The sequence below is a fragment of the Shewanella electrodiphila genome (genome assembly GCF_023283985.1).
Taxonomy (GTDB): Bacteria; Pseudomonadota; Gammaproteobacteria; order Enterobacterales; family Shewanellaceae; genus Shewanella; species Shewanella electrodiphila.
The window spans coordinates 20,706-42,875 of the sequence record NZ_JAKIKU010000007.1; the positions used below are offsets into that span (position 1 = coordinate 20,706).

Here is a 22,170-nt window from a genome sequence, read left to right on the forward strand (position 1 = left end):
TTTTTCCGCCAACAAGAGAAAAATAGAGGAAAACATGAGTAACGAAATCAAAACTCAGGTAGTAGTACTTGGTTCAGGCCCTGCAGGCTATTCAGCAGCATTCCGAGCTGCAGATTTAGGTTTAGAAACGGTTATTGTTGAACGTTTTAGCACGTTAGGCGGTGTTTGTTTGAATGTGGGTTGTATCCCTTCAAAAGCACTTTTACACGTAGCTAAAGTGATCGAAGAAGCGAAAGAAGTTGCGCATCACGGTGTTGTATTCGGTGAGCCAACTATTGATTTAGAAAAACTTCGCGGCTTTAAAGAAAAAGTAGTTGGTCAGTTAACTGGCGGATTAGGCGGAATGTCTAAAATGCGTAAAGTTGATGTGGTTAATGGCTACGGTAAATTCACTTCGCCAAACACTATTGAAGTACAAGGTGAAGACGGCGTTAAAGTGATCCACTTTGAACACGCGATTATCGCTGCTGGTTCACGCCCAATTGAGCTACCGTTTATCCCACATGAAGACCCACGTATTTGGGACTCGACTGACGCACTAGAACTTAAAGAAGTGCCTGGTAAGTTGTTAGTTATGGGTGGCGGTATTATTGGCTTAGAAATGGGCACAGTTTACTCATCAATCGGTAGTGAAATTGACGTGGTTGAAATGTTTGACCAAGTTATTCCAGCTGCAGACAAAGATATCGTTCGTATCTTTACTAAGAAGATCAAGAAGAAATTCAACTTGATGCTTGAAACCAAAGTTACAGCGGTTGAAGCAAAAGAAGACGGTATTTACGTCACAATGGAAGGCAAGAAAGCACCAGCTGAACCTATCCGTTACGACGCTGTTTTAGTGGCTATTGGTCGTACACCAAACGGCAAATCTATCGATGCTGAAAAAGCTGGCGTTAATGTTGATGAGCGTGGCTTTATCAATGTTGATAAGCAGTTACGTACTAACGTACCTAACATCTTCGCAATCGGTGATATCGTTGGTCAACCAATGCTTGCTCACAAAGGTGTGCATGAAGGTCATGTTGCCGCTGAAGTTATTTCAGGTCTTAAGCACTTCTTCGACCCTAAAGTTATCCCATCGATTGCTTATACTGACCCAGAAGTAGCGTGGGTTGGTCTAACTGAAAAAGAAGCAAAAGAGCAGGGCGTTTCATACGAAACCGCTAGTTTCCCTTGGGCTGCAAGTGGCCGCGCAATTGCTTCAGATGCAAGTGACGGTATGACTAAGTTAATTTTCGACAAAGAAACTCATCGTGTTATCGGTGGTGCTGTTGTTGGTGTTAATGGTGGCGAATTATTAGGTGAAATTGGCCTAGCAATTGAAATGGGTTGTGATGCTGAAGATTTAGCACTAACGATTCATGCTCATCCAACATTACATGAGTCTGTTGGACTTGCTGCGGAAGTTTACGAAGGTTCAATTACTGATTTGCCTAATCCAAAGGCAAAGAAGAAAAAGTAAGCGGTAACAACTGTAGCATTTTGTAATAAAGCACCTTTCGGGGTGCTTTTTTTTGGTCTAAGTTTACATGTAAGTGATATATTAAAAGAATGTATCAATAGTGATATTTTATCTGTTCAGTTACCGTCAGGCATGAAGCCTATTTTTTCTTGCAAGGAAACGCCCAAACAAAACGATTCGTCATAAGAGTACTCACATAAAAATGATAAAACGCGTGAACCAGTTTTTTACTATCGTGTTTCTGGCTATTGTTTTTTGCACGCAAGCCGCTGCGGTAAACCTTGTACAGCGACTTTTTGATGCCAAAGATGGACTCGTTGATTACACCATTAATGATATTACGTTTGATGATTACGGTTATGTGTGGCTAGCGACTCAGCAAGGTCTTTATAGAGTCAGCAGTTCAACTGTACGTCGAATAGACCAGCCAGGTAGTGCAGATGCGTTAAGTTACGAAAATATCAAATCATTAATCAAAGTGGGCAAGACTCATCTGTTACTCAAAAGTGATTTATCACTCACCCTTTATGATATTTCAACAAATCAATTTTATAATTTGCTAATAGACCCTGTTGATAACTTTGATAACGACCCTATTACCAGTCACACCACACTCGCTAATGATAATGTGACGCTACTAACAGAGTCGGGACGTGTGATGACGCTTGATAGCAGCACATTGCAGTTAGATTACGGCCTTGTATTGGATGATACTTTATCCTGGAATAGCATCAACCCTTTACAAGATAATCAAATTATATACTCCAGTACCAATAGGATTGAGCTTAGGAATGCCCTGGGCGAGTTACAATCTAGCATTGATTGGAATGTACCAAATACATCGATTCGTGGTTTATTTATCGACAAAAAACAAAATATTTGGGCATATTCAAACAAAGGCCTTTTTAGCGTTGATTTTACTAACAAAAACATTAGCAAAGTCAGTATTTCCCCATTTAATATCTATCAATTAGTTGAAGATAAGCTCGGTCATTTATGGATGTCGACCACTTCAGGTCTCCTTTCTTGGCAGCCTGATAGTCAAGTGATTAAATCTTATAAAGATGAATTAAAACGTGATTCTGACATTGACTATGTTGATGATATTGCTATCGATGAGCATGGTTTAATTTGGATAGGTGGATCGGGAGAAGGATTAGCTCTATTGGCCCTTAAACCTGATTTTCTATTAGATTATTTCAACAAGGCATCTCCATATAAACTGGTCAATGAAATGATTTGGAGCATCTATGCCGAGGGTGAAAAGTTGTGGTTAGGTGGAGACGGAGGACTCAATATTGTTGATAAGCAAGCAGTATCGACGAGCTTATTTTTACCTGATGAGTTTGAAAGCAGTGACTCAGTGTACAGCTCTTCTTCGTTAGATGATAAACACCTTGTATTAGCAACAACCAATGGCCTTTTTGTATATGACAAACAGTCTAATCAAGAAATCGACTTTTCAGAGTTTGCACCTGATAGTAATAACTTAAGGGGAAAGGAACTATTTGTTTCATATAATGACCCACAGTTTAATGGTCGTACCTGGTGGGGAACACATAACGAAATTCATTATTGGCAACCTGGTTTTTTGGATATAAGGCAGGTGCCATTATTTACAGATGACGAGAGGCATTCAAAAACCAAGGTTTCAAGTATATACCGTGATCTAAGCAATAAGCTTTGGGTCGGCGGTAACAAGTACCTAGGCTATCTTGATGAGCAGAACAAGCTAGTGTCTTTGTCTGATATCATTGTCAGTCAATATCCCAATGTCGGCATCAATAATATTCTTCAAGTCGATGATAACCATTTATGGTTAGGCACTTATCAGGAAGGTGTATTGTTATTCAATTTGCAAACCCATGAAATCACTTCATTTAACGATGTATGGAATGTGGAATGTGATACGATTTATTTTTTCGAGAAAACCGCACGTTATAATCTTATTGGTTGTGAAAACAGCTTAATTCGTCAAGATATAAAAAGTGAAGCAATAGAAGTATTTTCTGTTCACGATGGTTTTACTGCATCCGAATTTAATGAAGCTGCCGCGTTTTATGATCCCAAGGCAGGCCTGTATATCGGCAGCCCTGACGGGGCTATGCTAGTCGATGTAGAGAAGTTAGAACATCGCAGCCGTAGTCAACAAATCTCTCTAGAATCAATTTCAGTTTATTACGAAGCAGAAACCGAACTATATCTGCTCGCTGATTCATTTCAAACTGTTCGCCCAGATGCCAAGTTGATTAGTTTCCAAATGACCACGTTTGATTATATTGATACGGCACCAATTAGTATTAAATATCGTTTACGATTAGATGGTTCGAACAAGAAATCGAATTACATTCTGTTGGAAGGCCAAACTCAAATTAATATTGCTGATTTAAGAGCTGGGGCTTATACCCTGGAATTACTTCATAAACAGCAAGGGGTTTGGTCAAGTGAGCCGTTCCAATTTCAATTTACAGTTGATGAATATTGGTGGGCATCACAATGGTTTAAAATGCTGGTGTTGTTCACTATATTATTTATCGCATTTACCTCGGTATGGTTACGTCAAAAGCAAGTTCGAAGAGTCATTGGTATTAATAGCGCGTTAAGAGAAAGCGAAGATAAGCTACGCCAGTCTTTAAGAGGCAGTGATTCGGATTTATGGGAGTGGGATAATAAATCAAACCGTATTCATTTTGAGAATCAATCAGGTATTTTAGGTGAAAGACGGCAGTTTTCTTATTTAATTTCTGACTTACCCATTATCGAAGAAGATAAAGACACAGTGAACCAACAATGGATTGGTTTACTTAAAGGTGAACACAATTCAGTGGATGTCGAGTTTCGCTACTATCGAGGTGAGGAGAAGATCGGTTGGCTGCGTATTCGTGGGCGAGTGGTGTCACGCGATGCTGAATCTGGGCAATTAACTAAGGTTGCTGGGATATATACCGAAATTTCGGAGCAGCGAGAACTGCAAAACGAAATAGACCTGTTCGCCAAAGCGTTTGAGAACACGTCAGAAGGTATGTTGATTCTTGATCATGACAAAAAAATAAAAGTGCTCAATAGTGCGGCAAATACGTTATTAACTAGTAGTCATAATCAGTTAATCGGGGCATTTTTTGAGTCATTGATACCCTCACAAAACGAATCTGAAATTATTGATAACTTACTGAAAAGTGAGCGTTCATGGAATGGTGAGCTGACTTTTATTGGCGAGTCTAAGCAGTATTTCCCTGTGTGGGCCAATATTTCTGTCATGCTAGATAAGCAAGGTAATACCCAGCATTATGTGGTGGTTTTCTCTGATATCACTGTCCGCAAACAAAACGAGTTAAACCTTCGTCATTTAGCCAACAACGATATGCTGACTGGTTTAGCAAACCGTTCTATGTTCAACAGCCGATTGAGTGCTATCACACAGCAAGCTCAGCGAACAAATGAAAAATTAGCATTATTGTTTTTAGATTTAGATCGCTTTAAGCATGTGAATGACTCATACGGACATAGTATGGGTGATGCTTTGCTGGTGGAAGCCGCAAAACGATTGCAGGGCAGTGTGGGTGACAATCATTTTGTGTGTCGTTTTGGCGGTGATGAATTTGTGATTTTATTGAGAGATGCCGATGACGTTGATCAAATAAACTTGATCGCTGAAAAGATCCTTCAAGAAATTGGCGCCCCCTTTAAATTATTTGGTCGAGAGTTCTTTGTTTCGACCAGTATTGGGATCAGCATGTGGCCTGAAGACACACTCGATCCTGAAACCCTGATTAAAAATGCTGATTTGGCCATGTATCACGCTAAAGATGAGGGACGAGGCAATTTCCAATATTATTCAGCAGAGCGAAACGCCGAAGCGCAATATCATTTAAGAATTGAATCAGAATTACGTAAGGCATTGGAAAATAATGATCTAGCGCTTTTCTACCAACCACAAATAGATATTCTTCAAGGAGATAAATTTATTGGGATGGAAGCGCTCATTCGTTGGCAACATCCTGAAGATGGATTTATTCGCCCAGATGTCTTTATCAAAGTGGCTGAATCATGTGGGTTGATCATTGATATTGATCTTTGGGTGCTAAGACAGGCTTGTACAGACGGTGCACGTTGGTATGCATTGTATGACCAACCTTTTCAATTATCGGTTAATGTATCCGCCGTTCAGTTCAGACAAATTGATTTTATTGACAGTTTGAAAGCGATATTAGAAGACACGGGTATGCCACCTCACTGCTTGGCGATAGAAATCACTGAAGGCGTGCTGATGAAAGAATTACAGGTGGCTGTCTCACATTTAACCAAGCTAAAACAGCTAGGCATTGAAGTGGCAATTGATGATTTTGGTACAGGTTATTCATCTTTGGCTTATTTACGAAATTTTGAAGTGAACACACTTAAGATTGATCGTTCTTTCTTGATCGATATTGCGACAAACGAAGCTGACCAAGCCATTGTAAGCAGTATTATTGAGCTTGCGAGAAATTTAAAGTTACATGTGGTCGCGGAAGGTATCGAGTCAAACGAGCAAATGGAGCAAGTGTTTAGCCGTGGCTGTTATATCATTCAAGGCTATTACTTTGCCAAACCTATGCCGCGAGAACAGCTAGATGCCTTTATTGGTATAACAGAAACAAGCTCAACTGGGATAGACGTAATTGATGCTGAATAACATTGAAATTCAAACTCGAAAACGACTTAATGAAAATACTAACTGTTAATTTAGTGTTTAAAAGGTTTTATTAATGTTGGGGTTTCTTTGTTAGAATGGCGCCGATAATAACTTAAAGAAAGGGATCCTTTATATGGGGCGCAAAATCACACTGCTAATGTTACTGAGTATAGTACTGAGTATGGTCATAAGTATGGCTAATGCTCAAGAACGACCTTCAGTCGGATTAGTATTAAGTGGTGGTGGAGCAAAAGGGTCTGCTCATATTGGCGTGCTTAAAGTACTAGAGAAAAACCGCATTCCGGTGGATTATGTCACGGGTACCAGTATTGGTTCCTATGTCGGTGGTATGTATGCACTGGGTTATACCGCCACTGAAATTGAAGACATCATGCTTAACTCTCCATGGGCAGAAGGTTATTCAGATACCATTCCCCGTGAAGACCTTTCATTTCGAGACAAACAACACCGCGATAAATTCAATATCCCCATTAACATAGGTTATAAAGATGGCGGGCTTGCTGCCCCCAGTGGCTTGTTACGAGGCCAGACTATGTCGCAGTTATTGCGTGACTCAACCGATTTGGTTGAACAGTTTGGCGACTTCGACGACTTAGCTATTCCGTTTCGCGCTGTGGCCACTGACTTAACGACCAGCCATGCTGTGATATTAACAAAAGGCAGTATTGTCAAAGCCATGCAAGCTTCAGCGACCGTTCCTGGCGCACTTCAACCAGCTGAAATTGATGGTAAATTATTGGTTGATGGTGGTATATCCAACAATATGCCTATCGATGTGATTAAAGCGATGGGCGCCGATGTTGTGATAGCGATTGATATTGGCTCACCACTGGCCTCTAAAGAAGAACTGGATAGCACGATAGCGGTACTTGAACAGCTGTCGACTATTCTGACCATGGCCACGACTCAACATCAGAAGACATTGCTGGTTGAAGGTGATGTGCTTATTCGTCCTGCCATTGATGATATGAGCACCACTGATTTTGAAATTATGCCTCAGGCATTAGAAGCGGGTCGAATAGCTGGTGAAGCAGCATTGCCAATGCTGGCTCATTTAGGCGTCAGTGAGAAAGAGTATCAGCAGTATCAAGCTGATAAAAAACAAATCAAAAACCGACTAGTGAATCAAGTTAACCGTCCTGCTACGCAAATCGTATTCGTCAATGATTCCAAGGTTAGCGAGCGATTGTTACGTGAGGAGTTGAACCTTAAAGAAGGTGAGGTTATCACCAAAGAAGCATTAGAGGCTGGAGTAAAGCGGCTATATTCATTGAATAAGTTCGAGCGTGTTGATGCTGAATTTGAAGACACTGAAGAAGGACGCATATTAACCATTAATACACATGCTAAATCTTGGGGGCCGAATTATTTTGATGTTGGCTTTAATTGGGAAGATGACTTTACGTTAGACTCAGCGATAACCTTAAGCTTAGCCTACACCATGGGCGAACTGACTAATAATGGTGGAGAATGGCGCAATGAAGTGCAGTTAGGGTACGAGAAACGTATTAGTACTGAGTTTTATCAGCCGTTCAGTAAAGACCAAGATTACTACGGCCGTGTTCATTATGAATATGAAATCAAAGATTGGGATTTCTACGATGGCAATGAACGAGAGTATGAACTAAAAAACGCCTTACATCAGTTTGCGGTTGGCGTAGGTTACAATTATTCCCATGCAGGCTTAATTGAATTAGGTGCCGTGGGAGAAGCCGGTACTTTATCAAACCGTGCAGTGACGCAAATCGATTTGGATTACAAGTCGAAAGGGGGTTACTTCATGGCAACCTTCGATACGCTAAATAGCATTAGTTTCCCAACCGAAGGGCAGCGTCTCACATTTAAAGCATCAGTTCGTGATGAAGAATATAAAGGCGCCATAATTGAAGATTCCGGTGAGCTATCATGGCACTACGAAGCAGATTGGAAAGGTGCGTTAAAGCTAGGTAATCACGCTATTGTGGGCAAAATAGAGCTTGCAACCGTTGATGTAGACAGAGAGTTTACATTACATGTCTCTGAGCTTGGCGGCTTCTTAAACTTATCGGGGTATCACAAAGGCGCATTAGCTGGGGCACATAAAGCATTTGGTGCGTTAATTTATCAATATGACTTAGGCCGTGATGTATTACTGTCAGATGTTCCTTTATACCTTGGTACCAGTTTCGAAGGCGGTAATGTCTGGGTTAATAGAGATAATGTAGATTTAGATGATCTGATTTATGCTGGCAGTTTATATCTTGGTACAGACACTAGCTGGGGGCCTGCAGCCTTGGGTATGGGCTTTACTGACACGGGTGAACAAGCATTCTATCTATTCATCGGTAAAAACTTCTAACCGTTAAATAGCATCATAAAAAAAGCTGCCATAGGGCAGCTTTTTTTATGATGTAAATACCAGTATCACCCGAGTACCTCAGTTAATAAGCCGAGATGCTCGAGTTGATGATGACCAATTTGCCAGCGAGATTGCTGGGCAAGTTCAGCTGCCGGTATAGCCACCGTTTGCATTGAAGCGGCTCTTGCGGCGATTAAGCCATTGAATGAGTCTTCTATCGCCAAACAATTCGCCGGAGAAATACCCAGTGCATTCGCGCAGTTAAGATATACCTCAGGATGCGGCTTACCGTATTGCAGGTTTTCAGCAGACTCTATCGCCATGAAGTAATTTTTAATGCCTAATTTTTTCATGACAGCTTCAATTAAATCGGATGACGAAGATGTCGCCAGCCCAATCTTAAGCTGCTTTTGCTGGCATAACTTTAAGGCTTCAACGACACCTCGCATCGGTTCGCCTTCATTTTCGATAAAGGCGACGACCTTATCAATAATCTGCTGAGCGACGTGCTGATTGTCATAGTTAGGCCAAGGATGTCTTTGATACCAGTAATTAACGACAGCATCGATTCTCAAGCCCGTTGTTACCTCTGCATCTACCAAATTAATTGGAACACCAAATTGATTCATTACTGCGACTTCAGCTTGTTGCCATGCAGGTTCAGTGTCGATAATTATGCCATCCATATCAAAAATAACGGCCTCTATTGGAGTGGAACTCATGACGAACCCTTTTGTTAATTGAATAAACATTCAATAAGCTTGAATAAGTACTCTTTAGAGTGTGAGAACTCTATATCTGTACAAAGACTATGCAGAATAGCAAAAAAAATAGCAAAAAATCATCTATGTTATTCAATTGCTTTGTAGGATTAATTTAAATCCTGTGAGACTATTAAGGTGATGAATTAAATCATTTTTTTTGTTGTTTAAAACTATTGTCTAATTTTATTTGTTTAAAGTGGCTGTTAAATTGTGCTGCGAGCTAAAAATTAGCATCGATTTCGTCTCCATTAGAGTGTGATCTAATTCATACTTTTGCAAACCTGTAGTATACTACGGGTCGGATTTCAAGCCCGAACCTGTGGAATGGTCATTTTTTATGTTTTTCATAGACAATGACGTTCAGTTTCGCTGTTAGGCGCCAAACAAAGAGGAATGTTGCCGTGCTAGAAGCATATCGTAAACACGTCGCAGAACGTGCTGCAGAGGGTGTTGTCCCTAAGCCATTAGATGCACAACAAGTGGCTGAATTAGTGAAGTTAGTTGAGACTCCGCCTGCTGGTGAAGAGGCCGTAATTCTTGACTTATTAGAGAATCGTATTCCCCCAGGTGTTGATGAAGCTGCGTATGTTAAAGCGGCATTCTTAGATGCAGTTGCAAAAGGCACTGTATCGTCACCAATTCTATCTACTGAGCGTGCTACTGAACTACTTGGTACTATGCAAGGTGGTTACAACATTGAGCCGCTTATCGCTCAATTAGATAATGATGCACTTGCGCCAATCGCAGTGACTGCATTATCAAATACCCTATTAATGTTTGATGCTTACCACGACGTGGTAGAAAAAATGCAAGCAGGCAACGCATTTGCTAAGCAAATCGTTACTTCTTGGGCTGAAGCTGAATGGTTCTTAAACCGTCCAAAACTTGCAGACAAAGTATCACTTACCGTATTTAAAGTATCAGGCGAGACAAACACAGATGACTTGTCTCCTGCTCCTGATGCTTGGTCACGTCCAGACATCCCGTTACATGCTTTAGCGATGCTAAAGAATGCGCGTGAAGGCATCGTACCTGATGCTGCTGGCACAGTGGGTCCAATCAAAGAAATTGAAGAACTTAAAACCAAAGGCAACCCACTCGTTTACGTGGGTGATGTTGTTGGTACGGGTTCTTCACGTAAATCAGCGACTAACTCAGTATTATGGTTCATGGGTGATGATATCCCTTATGTACCAAACAAACGTGCTGGTGGTTTCTGTTTAGGTGGCAAAATCGCACCCATCTTCTTTAACACTATGGAAGATGCTGGCGCATTACCAATCGAGCTAGACGTAAGCAAAATGGAAATGGGCGATGTTATCGACATTTATCCATATGAAGGCGTTGTTAAGCGTGGTGGCACTGATGAAGTCATCTCTACGTTTGAGCTGAAAACCGACGTACTACTTGATGAAGTTCGTGCTGGTGGCCGTATTCCACTGATCATTGGTCGTGGCTTAACAGACCGTGCTCGTGAAACTTTAGGTCTTGCTGTTTCTGAAGTATTTGTTCGCCCACAAGATGTTGCTGCGTCTAGCAAAGGTTATACCCTTGCACAAAAGATGGTCGGTAAAGCATGTGGCGTAACAGGTGTTCGTCCAGGTCAGTATTGTGAGCCTAAGATGACCTCTGTTGGTTCTCAAGATACCACAGGTCCTATGACGCGTGATGAGCTTAAAGATTTAGCATGTTTAGGCTTCAGCGCCGATTTAACTATGCAGTCTTTCTGTCACACCGCTGCATATCCAAAACCAATTGATGTGAACACGCATCAAACACTACCTGATTTCATCATGAATCGTGGCGGTGTTGCACTTCGTCCAGGTGACGGGGTTATTCACTCTTGGTTAAACCGTATGCTACTGCCTGATACTGTAGGTACTGGTGGTGATTCACATACGCGTTTCCCAATTGGTATTTCTTTCCCTGCGGGTTCTGGCTTAGTGGCTTTCGCTGCAGCAACAGGTGTAATGCCCCTTGATATGCCTGAATCAATTTTGGTTCGCTTTAAAGGTGAGATGCAACCAGGTATCACATTACGTGACCTTGTACATGCTATCCCGCATAAAGCAATTGAAATGGGTTTATTAACGGTTGAGAAAAAAGGCAAAATTAACGCTTTCTCTGGCCGAGTATTAGAAATTGAAGGTCTAGAGCACCTTAAAGTTGAGCAAGCATTCGAATTGTCTGATGCTTCTGCTGAACGTAGTGCTGCTGGTTGTACTATTAAGCTAGACAAAGATCCTATCATTGAATACTTAAACTCTAACATCGTGATGTTGAAGTGGATGATCTCTGAAGGTTACGGCGATCGTCGTACGATTGAACGTCGTATTAAAGGTATGGAAGAGTTCATCGCGAACCCTGAGCTAATGAGCGCTGATAGTGATGCTGAATATGCAGAAATTATCGAAATCGATTTAGCAGACATCAAAGAGCCTATCCTTTGTGCACCAAACGATCCTGATGATGCAGTATTATTATCATCTGTTGTTGATACCAAAATTGACGAAGTCTTCGTTGGTTCTTGTATGACCAACATCGGTCATTTCCGTGCTACTGGTAAGATGCTTGATAAGTTTGCAACAACGCTACCAACTCGCCTGTGGATTGCTCCGCCAACGAAGATGGATAAAGACCAATTAACTGAAGAAGGTTATTACGCCATCTTTGGTCGTGTTGGTGCGCGTATCGAGATCCCAGGTTGTTCATTATGTATGGGTAACCAAGCACGTGTTGCTGAGAACTCAACAGTTGTGTCAACTTCAACACGTAACTTCCCGAACCGTTTAGGTACTGGTGCTAACGTATACTTAGCTTCTGCTGAATTAGCTGCCGTAGCTGCACTATTGGGTCGTTTACCTTCTCCAGCAGAGTATCAAGAATACGCGAAAGAGTTAGATGCAACAGCAGCTGACACTTACCGTTACTTGAACTTTAATGAGATTGAGTCTTACACCAAGAAAGCTGACAGCGTGATTTTCCAAGCTGCAGTTTAATCTTTAATAAGATGACTTACGTTTAAAAGCGTAAACTGAAAAATGCCAGCGATTAAGCTGGCATTTTTGTGTCTGGGGTTTGGGTTTTGTAGGATGGGTGATAGCTTACTGCTGGGTAAAATGTCCAAACTGCGTTTGGAAAAAGTCGTGGGTTTTGCTTGAATGCTCATTATGTGTGTATTGAGAGATTTATGGCGCTAACCTCAGCACCATTTACCTCTAGCTCTAAATTAACTTTTTTATTGTGTACAACACTTAAAAAAAGACTAACGATTTTTATGAGCTGAACATAGTAAACTTGTTTTCTGTACTCTTTGTCTGAAGCAAAAAAGAATCCCATGCAACCTTGACCTCCAGGAACAAATGGCGAATATATTTTGCTATGGATAAATTGATTACATAATCTTTCCAATGCTAATTCATTACTATCGCTTTGCCCAAAGTTGTATTTTTAGACCACTTTTCATCAACAATACTATCGTGTTCAGATCTAATGGGATGTGAAATTAAACTAGTATTAAAACCAGAAAGTTCCGTACTGAGTAATTTACTTTCTTTAAGTTTACGAATTGCGTAACAACCAAGAAATACAGCTTTCTCTGTTTTAAATTCAAGTTCGTTGTCCCAGACCGTTGTACGATATAAGCTCTCTAAGAATTGTGCTGACTCTTTCAATTCATTTAGCCAATATTCTTTTGTATACACTTCAATCAAGGCTAGACTCCTTTACACATAAATTAACGGTACTAGCAGGGTGGCGCCGTTCATGTTATCTGAGCAGTAAAGCTTTCTCAACACGTGATGCTTGTTTTACCAACTTGACACTCAATATAGAAATATTAATAGGAGATCATTGATGCCAGCCATGTCGTCGTAGGGGCAGGTCTTGATTCTTGCCTGATGCATTCATTCAGGTTTGGAAAATGTGACTCAGCAATTTGTGAAATAGTTATGACTCTAGCAAGCTTTGGGGCAAAACGTTCTACGAACACCAACTCTATACTTCATTTATATTGGCTCTGTTTCGGTAGTCCATTACTTCAATCTAATCCATTGCCTGCCGCAGGCTTATGTGCAGATACAACTGCGAGACGCTGCGAGTACATCCCTGTAAGCTCTGCCAAAACATCCATGTTTTGGAAGCTCGCTGCTGCATCTACACTAGGATTATTATCTCTTCGATTTGACTGTATTTGTTACAATTTAAAGAGCTAGAAAGCTCAAAAGATCAGGAACCTAATCTGCTAAAAGACTCTATTTGAATTGAGGGCGTTGAAGAAAGTAGCGTGAGCCTGACAGGATGTCAGGTTAGCTTGTGCGGTGCATGGATTCACCATCGGAAGCGTTAGCATTTTCACTCTTTATAATAAACAGGGTCTGAAGTTAGCAACAAATGAATTTTAAAGCTTGACTGATCCCCCGTTGGAAATCTTTCGCTTCACAGAAAATTTCGCCGGGGCTGCTGGGGTGATCCAAGAGGGGTGAGCAGTTTCACCCTTCTTGGTCTGGTGTGGGCGAAGCGCCACGACCTTGATCTAATTCAAATGGAACTTGATAAGAGCAATCATAGTTAATTCGCAAATAAAGTGAAACGCCACAAGGTTGTGCTCAAAGAAGCTTGGAAATCACAACTTAAGAATACTTAATATTCATATCAATTAATGGCTCACGAGAACCTTTCTCTGCACGCAAACGGGCTAAATAACGTTCCCAGATCTCTACTTGATGGGTGCCAAATTCATGTAATAATTTCCATGAGAATAAGCCTGTGTCATGGCCGTCATCAAAAATGATTTTTACCGCATAGTTGCCTACTGGTTCAATACCCTTGATGTTTACGGCTTTTTTGTGGGTGACTAAAATCGGATTACCATGGCGCTGCACTTCTGCAGACGGAGAGTTAACTCTTAGCATTTCACAAGTGATGTTAAAGACATCACCGTTATCAAAAGTAACCTCAAGTAACTTTGATTTACGCTTTAACTTTAGATTAGTAACAACTGGGCTTTTGTCTTGCTGGCTCATGAAATAGCTCTCTTTTAAGATGCTGTCAGCAACAGTTAAGTTAGCTTGCTGGCAATGATAGACAATAAAAAAGGTGATAGGCCATTGTGGCACTAATCACCTTTATTTTGCTAATCCTGTCGATGCTAAATTAGTTTTAGATCACAGAACGTTTTAGCTTACTGAAAAAGTAAATTCAAGCAGCGCTTAAAGAATAAAGCGGCTTAAGTCTTCATCTTCAACCAAGGTATCTAGATGATCTGTTACATAAGCTTCGTCAATCACAAAGGTGCTGCCAGACTTCTCTGATGCATCGTATGAGATTTCTTCCATCAGCTTTTCCATTACGGTATGAAGACGACGTGCACCGATGTTTTCAGTGGTTTCGTTAACCTGCCAAGCGGCATGGGCAATTTTTTCAATACCTGATTCAGCAAACTCAACTTTAACGCCTTCAGTACCCATTAGTGCAACGTATTGCTCGGTTAATGAAGCGTGTGGCTCAGTTAAGATACGTTTAAAGTCATCAGCTGTTAATGCGCTAAGCTCAACACGAATAGGTAAACGACCTTGAAGCTCTGGGATCAAGTCAGATGGTTTTGACATCTGGAAAGCACCAGAAGCAATAAACAAGATATGATCAGTTTTCACCATGCCGTGTTTAGTGGTAACGGTACAGCCTTCAATTAATGGCAGTAAGTCACGTTGCACACCTTCACGTGATACATCAGGACCTGAACTTTCGCCGCGCTTACAAATTTTGTCGATTTCATCTAAGAATACAATACCGTTTTGTTCAACCAAATCGATAGCTTGTTCTTTCATGTCTTCTTGGTTGACTAGTTTGGCGGCTTCTTCTTCGATAAGTAGCTTAAAGGCTTCTTTAATTTTCACCTTCTTGCGGTTTTCTTTAGTCTGGCCCATATTTTGGAACATACTTTGAAGCTGGTTAGTCATTTCTTCCATGCCAGGAGGAGACATAATTTCAACGCCAACTTGTGGTGCTGCTAAATCAATATCAATCTCTTTATCGTCTAGCTGGCCTTCACGTAATTTTTTACGGAAAATTTGACGAGTATTTGAGTCATCTTTTTGCTCAGTATTCCAGTCATCTTTTGGCTTTGGTAGCAAGACATCTAGGATACGTTCTTCAGCAAGTTCTTCTGCGCGGTGACGGCCTTTTTTCATTTGCTGTTCGCGTGTCATCTTGATGGCTGAATCCGTTAAGTCACGGATGATTTGTTCAACTTCTTTACCGACATAACCCACTTCAGTAAATTTAGTGGCTTCAACTTTAATGAAAGGCGCGTTAGCAAGTTTTGCTAAACGACGTGCAATTTCAGTTTTACCGACACCAGTTGGGCCAATCATTAAGATGTTTTTTGGCGTCACTTCTTGACGAAATGATGCTTCAAGTTGCATGCGTCTCCAGCGGTTACGCAAAGCAACAGCAACTGAACGTTTTGCATTTTGTTGACCAATGATGTGCGAGTCTAATTCGTGGACAATCTCGCGAGGGGTCATTTCAGACATAAATAATTCCTTACGTTCAATTTAGTAGTCGATTTGCTCAACCGTTTTGTGTTGGTTGGTATATACGCAAATATCACCAGCAATGGTGAGTGACTTTTCAGCAATTTCTCGCGCTGACAAGTCAGTGTTTTGTAGTAATGCTAAAGCAGATGCATGGGCGAAATTACCGCCTGAACCAATAGCAATTAAGTCATGCTCAGGTTGCACTACATCACCGTTACCAGTAATGATTAATGATTCTTTAGTATCTGCAACAATTAGCATGGCTTCTAGGTTGCGAAGCATTTTGTCGGTACGCCAATCTTTAGCCAGTTCGACTGCTGATTTTAATAAGTGGCCTTGATGCATTTCGAGCTTGGTTTCAAAGCGCTCAAAAAGAGTAAATGCATCAGCTGTCCCGCCAGCAAAGCCAGCGATTACTTTATTTTGGTATAAGCGACGCACTTTACGTGCATTGCCTTTCATGACGGTATTGCCGAGGGAAACTTGGCCATCACCAGCGATGACAACTTGATTATTGCGGCGAACAGAAACGATAGTAGTCACGGTAAATCCTCTTAACGACGGCAGCAGTAAAATTGAGTCTGCTGCTGGTTGATAAAACAGATATGGGGATGGTTAGAATAAATTCAAGGGATAAAAAAAGCGCTTACGTCAGTAAGCGCTTTTTAAAGCTGCATTTGCTTAAATAATCATAGAATATTTGAAATTAATATTCCCACAACCAGATCTGGCAGCCATTTATGCCTGCACGTTGCAGTTTATGCCTTGCACGTTCAGCGGCGCGTTTTGATTCAAATGGGCCAAGAATAACTTTATGCCAAACGCCTGTAGTACCTTGAGTCGCTCTTACTTGGGCTTCAAGACCTTGAAAAGCAATCATGGCTTTCATTTCTTCAGCGGGTTCGAGCTTTCTGAATGAAGCGCACTGCATTTGATATGGGCCTTTAGACTTGAGTGCGTCTTCAGGTACGTCAATATCAATGCTTTTGTTTGCTAATTCTTCTAAGTAAGTCCATTCTTCCGTTGGTTTTGGTGGAAGGGCATTAGGATCTTTCTTAGCAGGTTTAGATACCGGCTTTTCAACTGTTTTAGTCGCTGGAGTCACCTGTTCAGTGGCATTGTCTGAACTACCATTGATAGACCATAAAAAGTAACCAAAGCCAACAACCAGTGCAATAACAATAAAGGTCGGCAAATATGGAATAGAACGCTGTTGCTGCGCTTTTTTTCCTCTAGATACCGGACGCTTTTTAGGACTAGGCTTTTTATTAGCGTAATCTCTGCTCATGTTACATACGCTCTAGCGTTTCGATACCTAACAGAGATAACCCTGTTTTTAGTGTCTTAGCGGTAAGTTGCGATAATAGTAAACGGCTTTGCTTTTGCTCTTCAGTTTCAGCAGCAAGGACTGGGCAAGCTTCATAGAAACTTGAGAACTCACTGGCTAGCTCATAGACATAAGCACACATCACGTGAGGTAAGCCCTTTTCGGTCATGCGGGTTAACACTTCACCAAACTGAGCAAGCTTAGTACCAAGCTCTTTTTCTTTATCGTGTTCAAGTACGATTTTAGCTTGGCTCAAGTCTATGTTTTCAGCTCGTTTGAAAATACCAGCGACACGAGTGTAGGCATAAAGTAAGTAAGGCGCGGTATTGCCTTCAAAGCTGAGCATTTGTTCAAAGCTAAAGATGTAGTCACTGCTGCGGTTCTTAGAAAGGTCAGCGTATTTCACTGAGCTAATACCAACTACGCGTGCGATTTCTAATAGTGTGGCTTCATCCATATCTGGATTCTTGCTACGGACTAGTTCGATTGCACGGGTATTGGCTTCATCAAGTAGGTCAACAAGCTTAACAACACCACCACTACGAGTTTTAAATGGACGGCCATCAGGGCCATTCATAGTACCAAAACCTGTATGCTCTAATGATAAACCTTCACGAACAAATCCAGCGGTTTTAGCAAGCTTGAACACTTGTTGGAAATGCAATGCTTGGCGTAAATCGACAAAATATAAAGCGCGATCGGCTTTTAATACATTTGAGCGGTAACGCATAGCTGCTAAGTCAGAGGTGGCGTATAAGTAACCGCCATCTGCTTTTTGAATAATGACAGGTAGCGGCTCACCTTCTTTAGTGCGGAATTCTTCTTGGAATACCACTTTGGCGCCATTACTTTCGCTGAGTAAGCCTTTAGCGTCGAGGTCGTTAACCACTTGCTCGAGGTCTGCGTTGTATGCACTTTCACCGTGTACGTCTGCGCGAGTTAAGCTCACCCCTAAACGCTCATATACCTCATGACAATGATGCAGTGAGATATCGTTAAATTCTTGCCATAACTTATTGCAGTACTCATCACCTGATTGTAATGAAACAACGAGGTTACGCGCACGAGTGGCGAACTCTTCTGACTCATCAAAGCGGACTTTAGCAGCACGGTAAAAAGTTTCTAGGTCTGAAAGTTCAAGTTCAGCTTGCTCACCGTTGGCTGCACGTAATTCTTCCATATAGGCTAATAACATGCCGAATTGGGTGCCCCAATCACCAACATGGTTTTGACGTATCACGTCATGACCTAAAAATTCCAGTGCACGAACGACACTGTCACCAATGATGGTTGAGCGTAAGTGACCTACGTGCATTTCTTTGGCAAGATTTGGTGAAGAGTAATCTACAACGATGGTTTGTTTAGTCGGCAATGTCACGCCTAAAGTATCATCGTTAAGTGCATCTTGTAGTTGATTGGCCAGTGCGTTTTCATCAATAAAGAAGTTAATAAACCCTGGGCCTGCGATTTCAACTTTAGCGACATGGCTAGAAGCTGGTAAATTATCGATGATTAATTGGGCAATATCGCGGGGATTCTTTTTAGCGACTTTTGTCAGCATCATCGCCAAGTTAGTGGCTAAATCTCCATGAGTTTTATCTTTAGTTCGCTCCACCTGAATACGAGCCTGAAAATCAGCTGGGACAAGGCCTTGTTGCTTGAAAGATTCGATGGTTTGTTCTAGTAAAGATGCAATATGTGATTTCATGGGCGTTTATTAGCACTGACTTAAAGTGAAAGACTGGGGTAACCGACTATTTTAGCCGCTATTGCTATGCAATTGCTATCTCGAAGAGTCAATTATTCGAGATTTTTTTGATTTGAAATAAATAGCAGCATAATCGGCTGATTTTGCATTATGAGCTATGTTGTAATAAGGCCGATGTTGGCAAAGCGAGCGAAGCTGCCATAAGAGGTATGCTGCAACAATATTACATCAAATCTTGTGGATCTCTGTCGATGCTCCAGCGGCAGCGTTTGCTTTCTGTGAGCGCTTCGATTTGCGGTAAAATTTGCTCAAACTCCTGCTGCAAACGTTGACGGTTTTTAGCTTGAAACAATAATTGACGGCGATATTTTCCCGCTTTGCGATCAAGCGGTGCTGGCATGGGCCCAATGACTTCAAAATCTTTATCTTGGGGTAATAAATTCGCCACTTGTTGCAAAAAGTTGTCGGCATCTTCAGCTAAATGGGCATCAGCGCGAAGCAGTACCATATGCCAAGCTGGTGGAAGTAACGCTTGTTGGCGCTCTTCTAGCTGAGCTCGGGCAAATTTCCCATAACCGTTTTTGAGTAAGTCATGCAAAATAGGGTTTTCGCTTTGGTGGGTTTGCAGTAATACTTTTCCGGGTTTATCTGCACGACCTGCACGGCCTGATACTTGAGTATAGAGCTGAGCAAAACGCTCCGGTGCTCTAAAATCTGCACTAAACAATGCCCCATCAACATCCATTAAACCGACCAATGTGACATCAGGAAAGTGATGCCCTTTGGCTAGCATTTGGGTGCCGACTAATATTTTATACTCACCTTTTAAAATGCTATTAAGCTGCTTTTCTAATGAGCCTTTTTTACGGGTGGTATCACGATCTATTCGCACCACTGGGTATTGCGGAAACTCTTGCTCAAGAGCTTGTGCCAGTTGCTCCGTGCCTGTTCCGTGCCCCATTAACATTGTACTGCCACACTCATGACACTGGTGTGGGATAGCATATTGATTACCGCAATGGTGACAGCAAATCTCATTTAAACCTTGATGCACAGTAAAGAAAGCGTCACAACGATCGCACTCGTGTAAATGGCCACATTCATGACATAACAGTGCTGGGGAAAATCCGCGGCGATTTAGAAACAGTAAGACTTGATTGCCTGCATCAAGGTGCATACGCATCTCGTTAATCATCGAGGCTGACATGCCTGACTTTAGCGGTTGGGAGCGGATATCAATGATACCTTGCTTAACCTTTTGAGCTGCGCCTGCTCGTTCTGCGAGTTCAAGGTGGGTGTATCGCCCTGAAATGGCATTTTGTAAGGTTTCTAGCGATGGTGTTGCCGAGCCAAGTATCACTTGTACTTTTTCTAAGTGACCACGCATAACCGCGAGGTCACGGGCATGATAACGCACACCTTCTTGTTGTTTGAAGCTGCTGTCATGTTCTTCATCGAGAATAATCAGCCCAGGATACGCCATTGGCGTAAATAACGCTGAGCGAGTACCAATGATAATTGCCGCTTCACCACTGCGAGCCTGTCGCCAAGCTTCGAGGCGTTGGTTATCAGTTAGCGCCGAGTGAATAACGGCAATAGTGACATCAAAACGACGCTTAAAACGGTTAATCGTTTGCGGGGTTAAGCCGATTTCAGGCACTAAAATAAGTGCCTGTTTACCTTGTTTTAAAATGGTTTCTAAAATCGACAAATAGACTTCTGTTTTACCTGAACCAGTGATACCTTCAAGTAAGCTGCAATGAAACCCTTTTTGTTGATTTAACACTGAAACAGCAACGGCTTGTTGCTTGTTGAGCTTTAAGGGCGTTTCAGTCATATTAAGTTGTTCACGCCAACTTAAATCGGTTTCATTAACGACGAGCTGACGCTCAACCCAGCCTTTATCTTCAAGGGCTTTCAAAGCCACTTTACTGAGCTCTTGGGTGGTGAAGTCATCTTGGCTAATGGATGATTGCTGGAGTAATTCAAACAGCTTTTTTTGTGCTGGTGCTCGTTTTAACACGCTAATGTCGACAGCCTTACCTGCATCATTAAGACTAAAAAAAGTGACGGTTTGTGGTTGAGCACTTAAGCCTTTACGTAATGCAACGGGCAGTGCCTGACTGAGCATTTGCCCTTGGCTTGCAAAGTAATATCGTGCAGCCCACAAGGTCAACTTATAAAGCGATTCAGGCAGTAAGGGGGTTGTGTCCAGTAGCTCAGAAAAAGGTTTAATCTTATTGGCTGGTACGTCGCACTCTTGTTTAATCGCAGTGATTAAGCCTACAAGTTGTTGTCTACCAAAAGGAACTTTTACCCGCAGTCCAAGCTGTATTTGTGATACGTTGGATTCAGGAACTTGGTAACTAAAGGTTTGCCGCATTGGAACGGGCAGAGCAACCTCAACAAACACAGGCATAATTCATCATCATTAAGAATTGAGAAGGTCTAGTTTACTAGAGCCTGAACATAAAGAAATAGGATAAGAGAAAATTGATGTCAAAAGGAATATTCAATAAAGCTGTATTGGCTCTATCACTTTTTTTATTTTCAGTTGTGGCTCAAGCTGCAATGAGCCACATCAGTATCAACAGTCGTCAATTTGAAGTCGGCCAGCATCCAAAAATCAAACTGAATATTGTCGCGGGTAGAAATGACTTCTCTCGAATTAGCTTTCACCTTCGCCAAACTAATGGTTCAAAAGAGGTGATGGAAGAACTGATGGTTCAGCCTATCAGTGGCTATATGTTATTTGCGATTGGTGTGGATGAAGTGACCGACCCCAATGCTAAGCTTGTTGTCAGTGAGTATAAGGGCAATAGCTGGCGCCAATATGCTGTATTGCCGGTATTTGATTCGCCTTTTATAAAAATTACCGACAAGACTGAAGTTAGAATTGATACGCGTAATCAACCTAAAAAAGTCGCTCCAATGCCTTATTCGGGTGATAAGATTGCACAGTCTACAGCCGTTAATAAACCACAAGGTGAATCCCATAAAATAGTGAAAAAATCTATACCCGTTGATGCAGTGAGTAGATCGGATTCAACTCCTACCGTTAGTGCGGACTGTATGATTGAGCGTGCGCCTTCTGATACCTTGTGGCGCATTGCATCTCGTTATCAAAAGCAATGGAACACCAATGTATATGGTGCGATGTTGGCAATTTATGATGCCAACCCCAATGGTTTTTCAAAGCAGAAGATTCATTTGATTAGACAAGATGTGACACTGAATTGCCCGTCACAAACTGAATTAAATCAATATGTAAACAAGTCAGAAGATAAGGCTGCCTTTGAGGCCTTACAGCAACAACATAGAGCAAATTAATTTTCACTT

13 protein-coding genes are annotated in these 22,170 nt (G+C 41.6%); 5 read left to right on the forward strand and 8 right to left on the reverse strand.

Features of this window, described 5'->3' with window-relative positions; genetic code table 11:
* The first annotated feature begins 34 nt into the window (after window positions 1-34).
* The 3 genes from lpdA to L2737_RS13550 all read left to right on the forward strand — a co-directional run bounded on the left by lpdA (window position 35) and on the right by L2737_RS13550 (window position 8,493).
* Window positions 35-1,462, forward strand: a complete 1,428-nt coding sequence (gene lpdA, locus L2737_RS13540) for a dihydrolipoyl dehydrogenase (protein ID WP_102527417.1) — start codon at window positions 35-37, stop codon at window positions 1,460-1,462.
* 214 nt (window positions 1,463-1,676) lie between these two features.
* Window positions 1,677-6,134 (forward strand): EAL domain-containing protein, encoded by a 4,458-nt coding sequence (locus L2737_RS22465; RefSeq protein ID WP_248956043.1) that lies wholly within the window; start codon window positions 1,677-1,679, stop codon window positions 6,132-6,134.
* A 193-nt stretch (window positions 6,135-6,327) separates the two neighbouring features.
* Window positions 6,328-8,493 carry a patatin-like phospholipase family protein gene (locus L2737_RS13550; protein ID WP_248956044.1) on the forward strand — a complete coding sequence of 722 codons (2,166 nt, stop codon included), beginning with the start codon at window positions 6,328-6,330 and terminating at the stop codon, window positions 8,491-8,493.
* Between the two features lie 65 nt (window positions 8,494-8,558).
* Here L2737_RS13550 and hxpB read toward each other — a convergent pair whose 3' ends face one another.
* Complete coding sequence (hxpB, locus tag L2737_RS13555) at window positions 8,559-9,215, reverse strand: hexitol phosphatase HxpB (protein ID WP_229369688.1); 657 nt, start codon at window positions 9,213-9,215, stop codon at window positions 8,559-8,561.
* A gap of 443 nt (window positions 9,216-9,658) precedes the next feature.
* Here hxpB and acnB point away from each other — a divergent pair, with 443 nt between their 5' ends.
* On the forward strand, window positions 9,659-12,256 hold the full coding sequence (gene acnB, locus L2737_RS13560) for a bifunctional aconitate hydratase 2/2-methylisocitrate dehydratase (RefSeq protein WP_248956045.1): 2,598 nt from the start codon (window positions 9,659-9,661) through the stop codon (window positions 12,254-12,256).
* A 414-nt stretch (window positions 12,257-12,670) separates the two neighbouring features.
* Here acnB and L2737_RS13565 read toward each other — a convergent pair whose 3' ends face one another.
* From L2737_RS13565 to priA, 7 genes are all read right to left on the reverse strand, one after another.
* Window positions 12,671-12,970, reverse strand: a complete 300-nt coding sequence (locus tag L2737_RS13565) for a hypothetical protein (RefSeq protein WP_248956046.1) — start codon at window positions 12,968-12,970, stop codon at window positions 12,671-12,673.
* A gap of 918 nt (window positions 12,971-13,888) precedes the next feature.
* Window positions 13,889-14,281, reverse strand: coding sequence for a gamma-butyrobetaine hydroxylase family protein (locus L2737_RS13570; RefSeq protein ID WP_102527495.1), 393 nt, complete (start codon window positions 14,279-14,281; stop codon window positions 13,889-13,891).
* Window positions 14,282-14,467: 186 nt separating this feature from the next.
* On the reverse strand, window positions 14,468-15,793 hold the full coding sequence (gene hslU / locus L2737_RS13575) for an ATP-dependent protease ATPase subunit HslU (RefSeq protein WP_102527421.1): 1,326 nt from the start codon (window positions 15,791-15,793) through the stop codon (window positions 14,468-14,470).
* 21 nt (window positions 15,794-15,814) lie between these two features.
* Window positions 15,815-16,339 (reverse strand): ATP-dependent protease subunit HslV, encoded by a 525-nt coding sequence (gene hslV, locus L2737_RS13580; protein ID WP_102527422.1) that lies wholly within the window; start codon window positions 16,337-16,339, stop codon window positions 15,815-15,817.
* A 163-nt stretch (window positions 16,340-16,502) separates the two neighbouring features.
* On the reverse strand, window positions 16,503-17,084 hold the full coding sequence (locus L2737_RS13585; protein WP_248956047.1) for an SPOR domain-containing protein: 582 nt from the start codon (window positions 17,082-17,084) through the stop codon (window positions 16,503-16,505).
* 1 nt (window position 17,085) lies between these two features.
* Window positions 17,086-18,831, reverse strand: a complete 1,746-nt coding sequence (argS, locus tag L2737_RS13590; RefSeq protein ID WP_102527424.1) for an arginine--tRNA ligase — start codon at window positions 18,829-18,831, stop codon at window positions 17,086-17,088.
* A 223-nt stretch (window positions 18,832-19,054) separates the two neighbouring features.
* Entirely contained in the window at window positions 19,055-21,250 is a 2,196-nt protein-coding gene (priA, locus tag L2737_RS13595; protein WP_248956048.1) for a primosomal protein N', read from the reverse strand.
* Between the two features lie 77 nt (window positions 21,251-21,327).
* Between priA and L2737_RS13600 the strand changes: the two genes are divergently transcribed.
* Window positions 21,328-22,161: a FimV/HubP family polar landmark protein gene (locus tag L2737_RS13600; RefSeq protein WP_248956049.1), complete on the forward strand. Its 834-nt coding sequence runs from the start codon at window positions 21,328-21,330 to the stop codon at window positions 22,159-22,161.
* The last annotated feature ends 9 nt before the right edge of the window (window positions 22,162-22,170 follow it).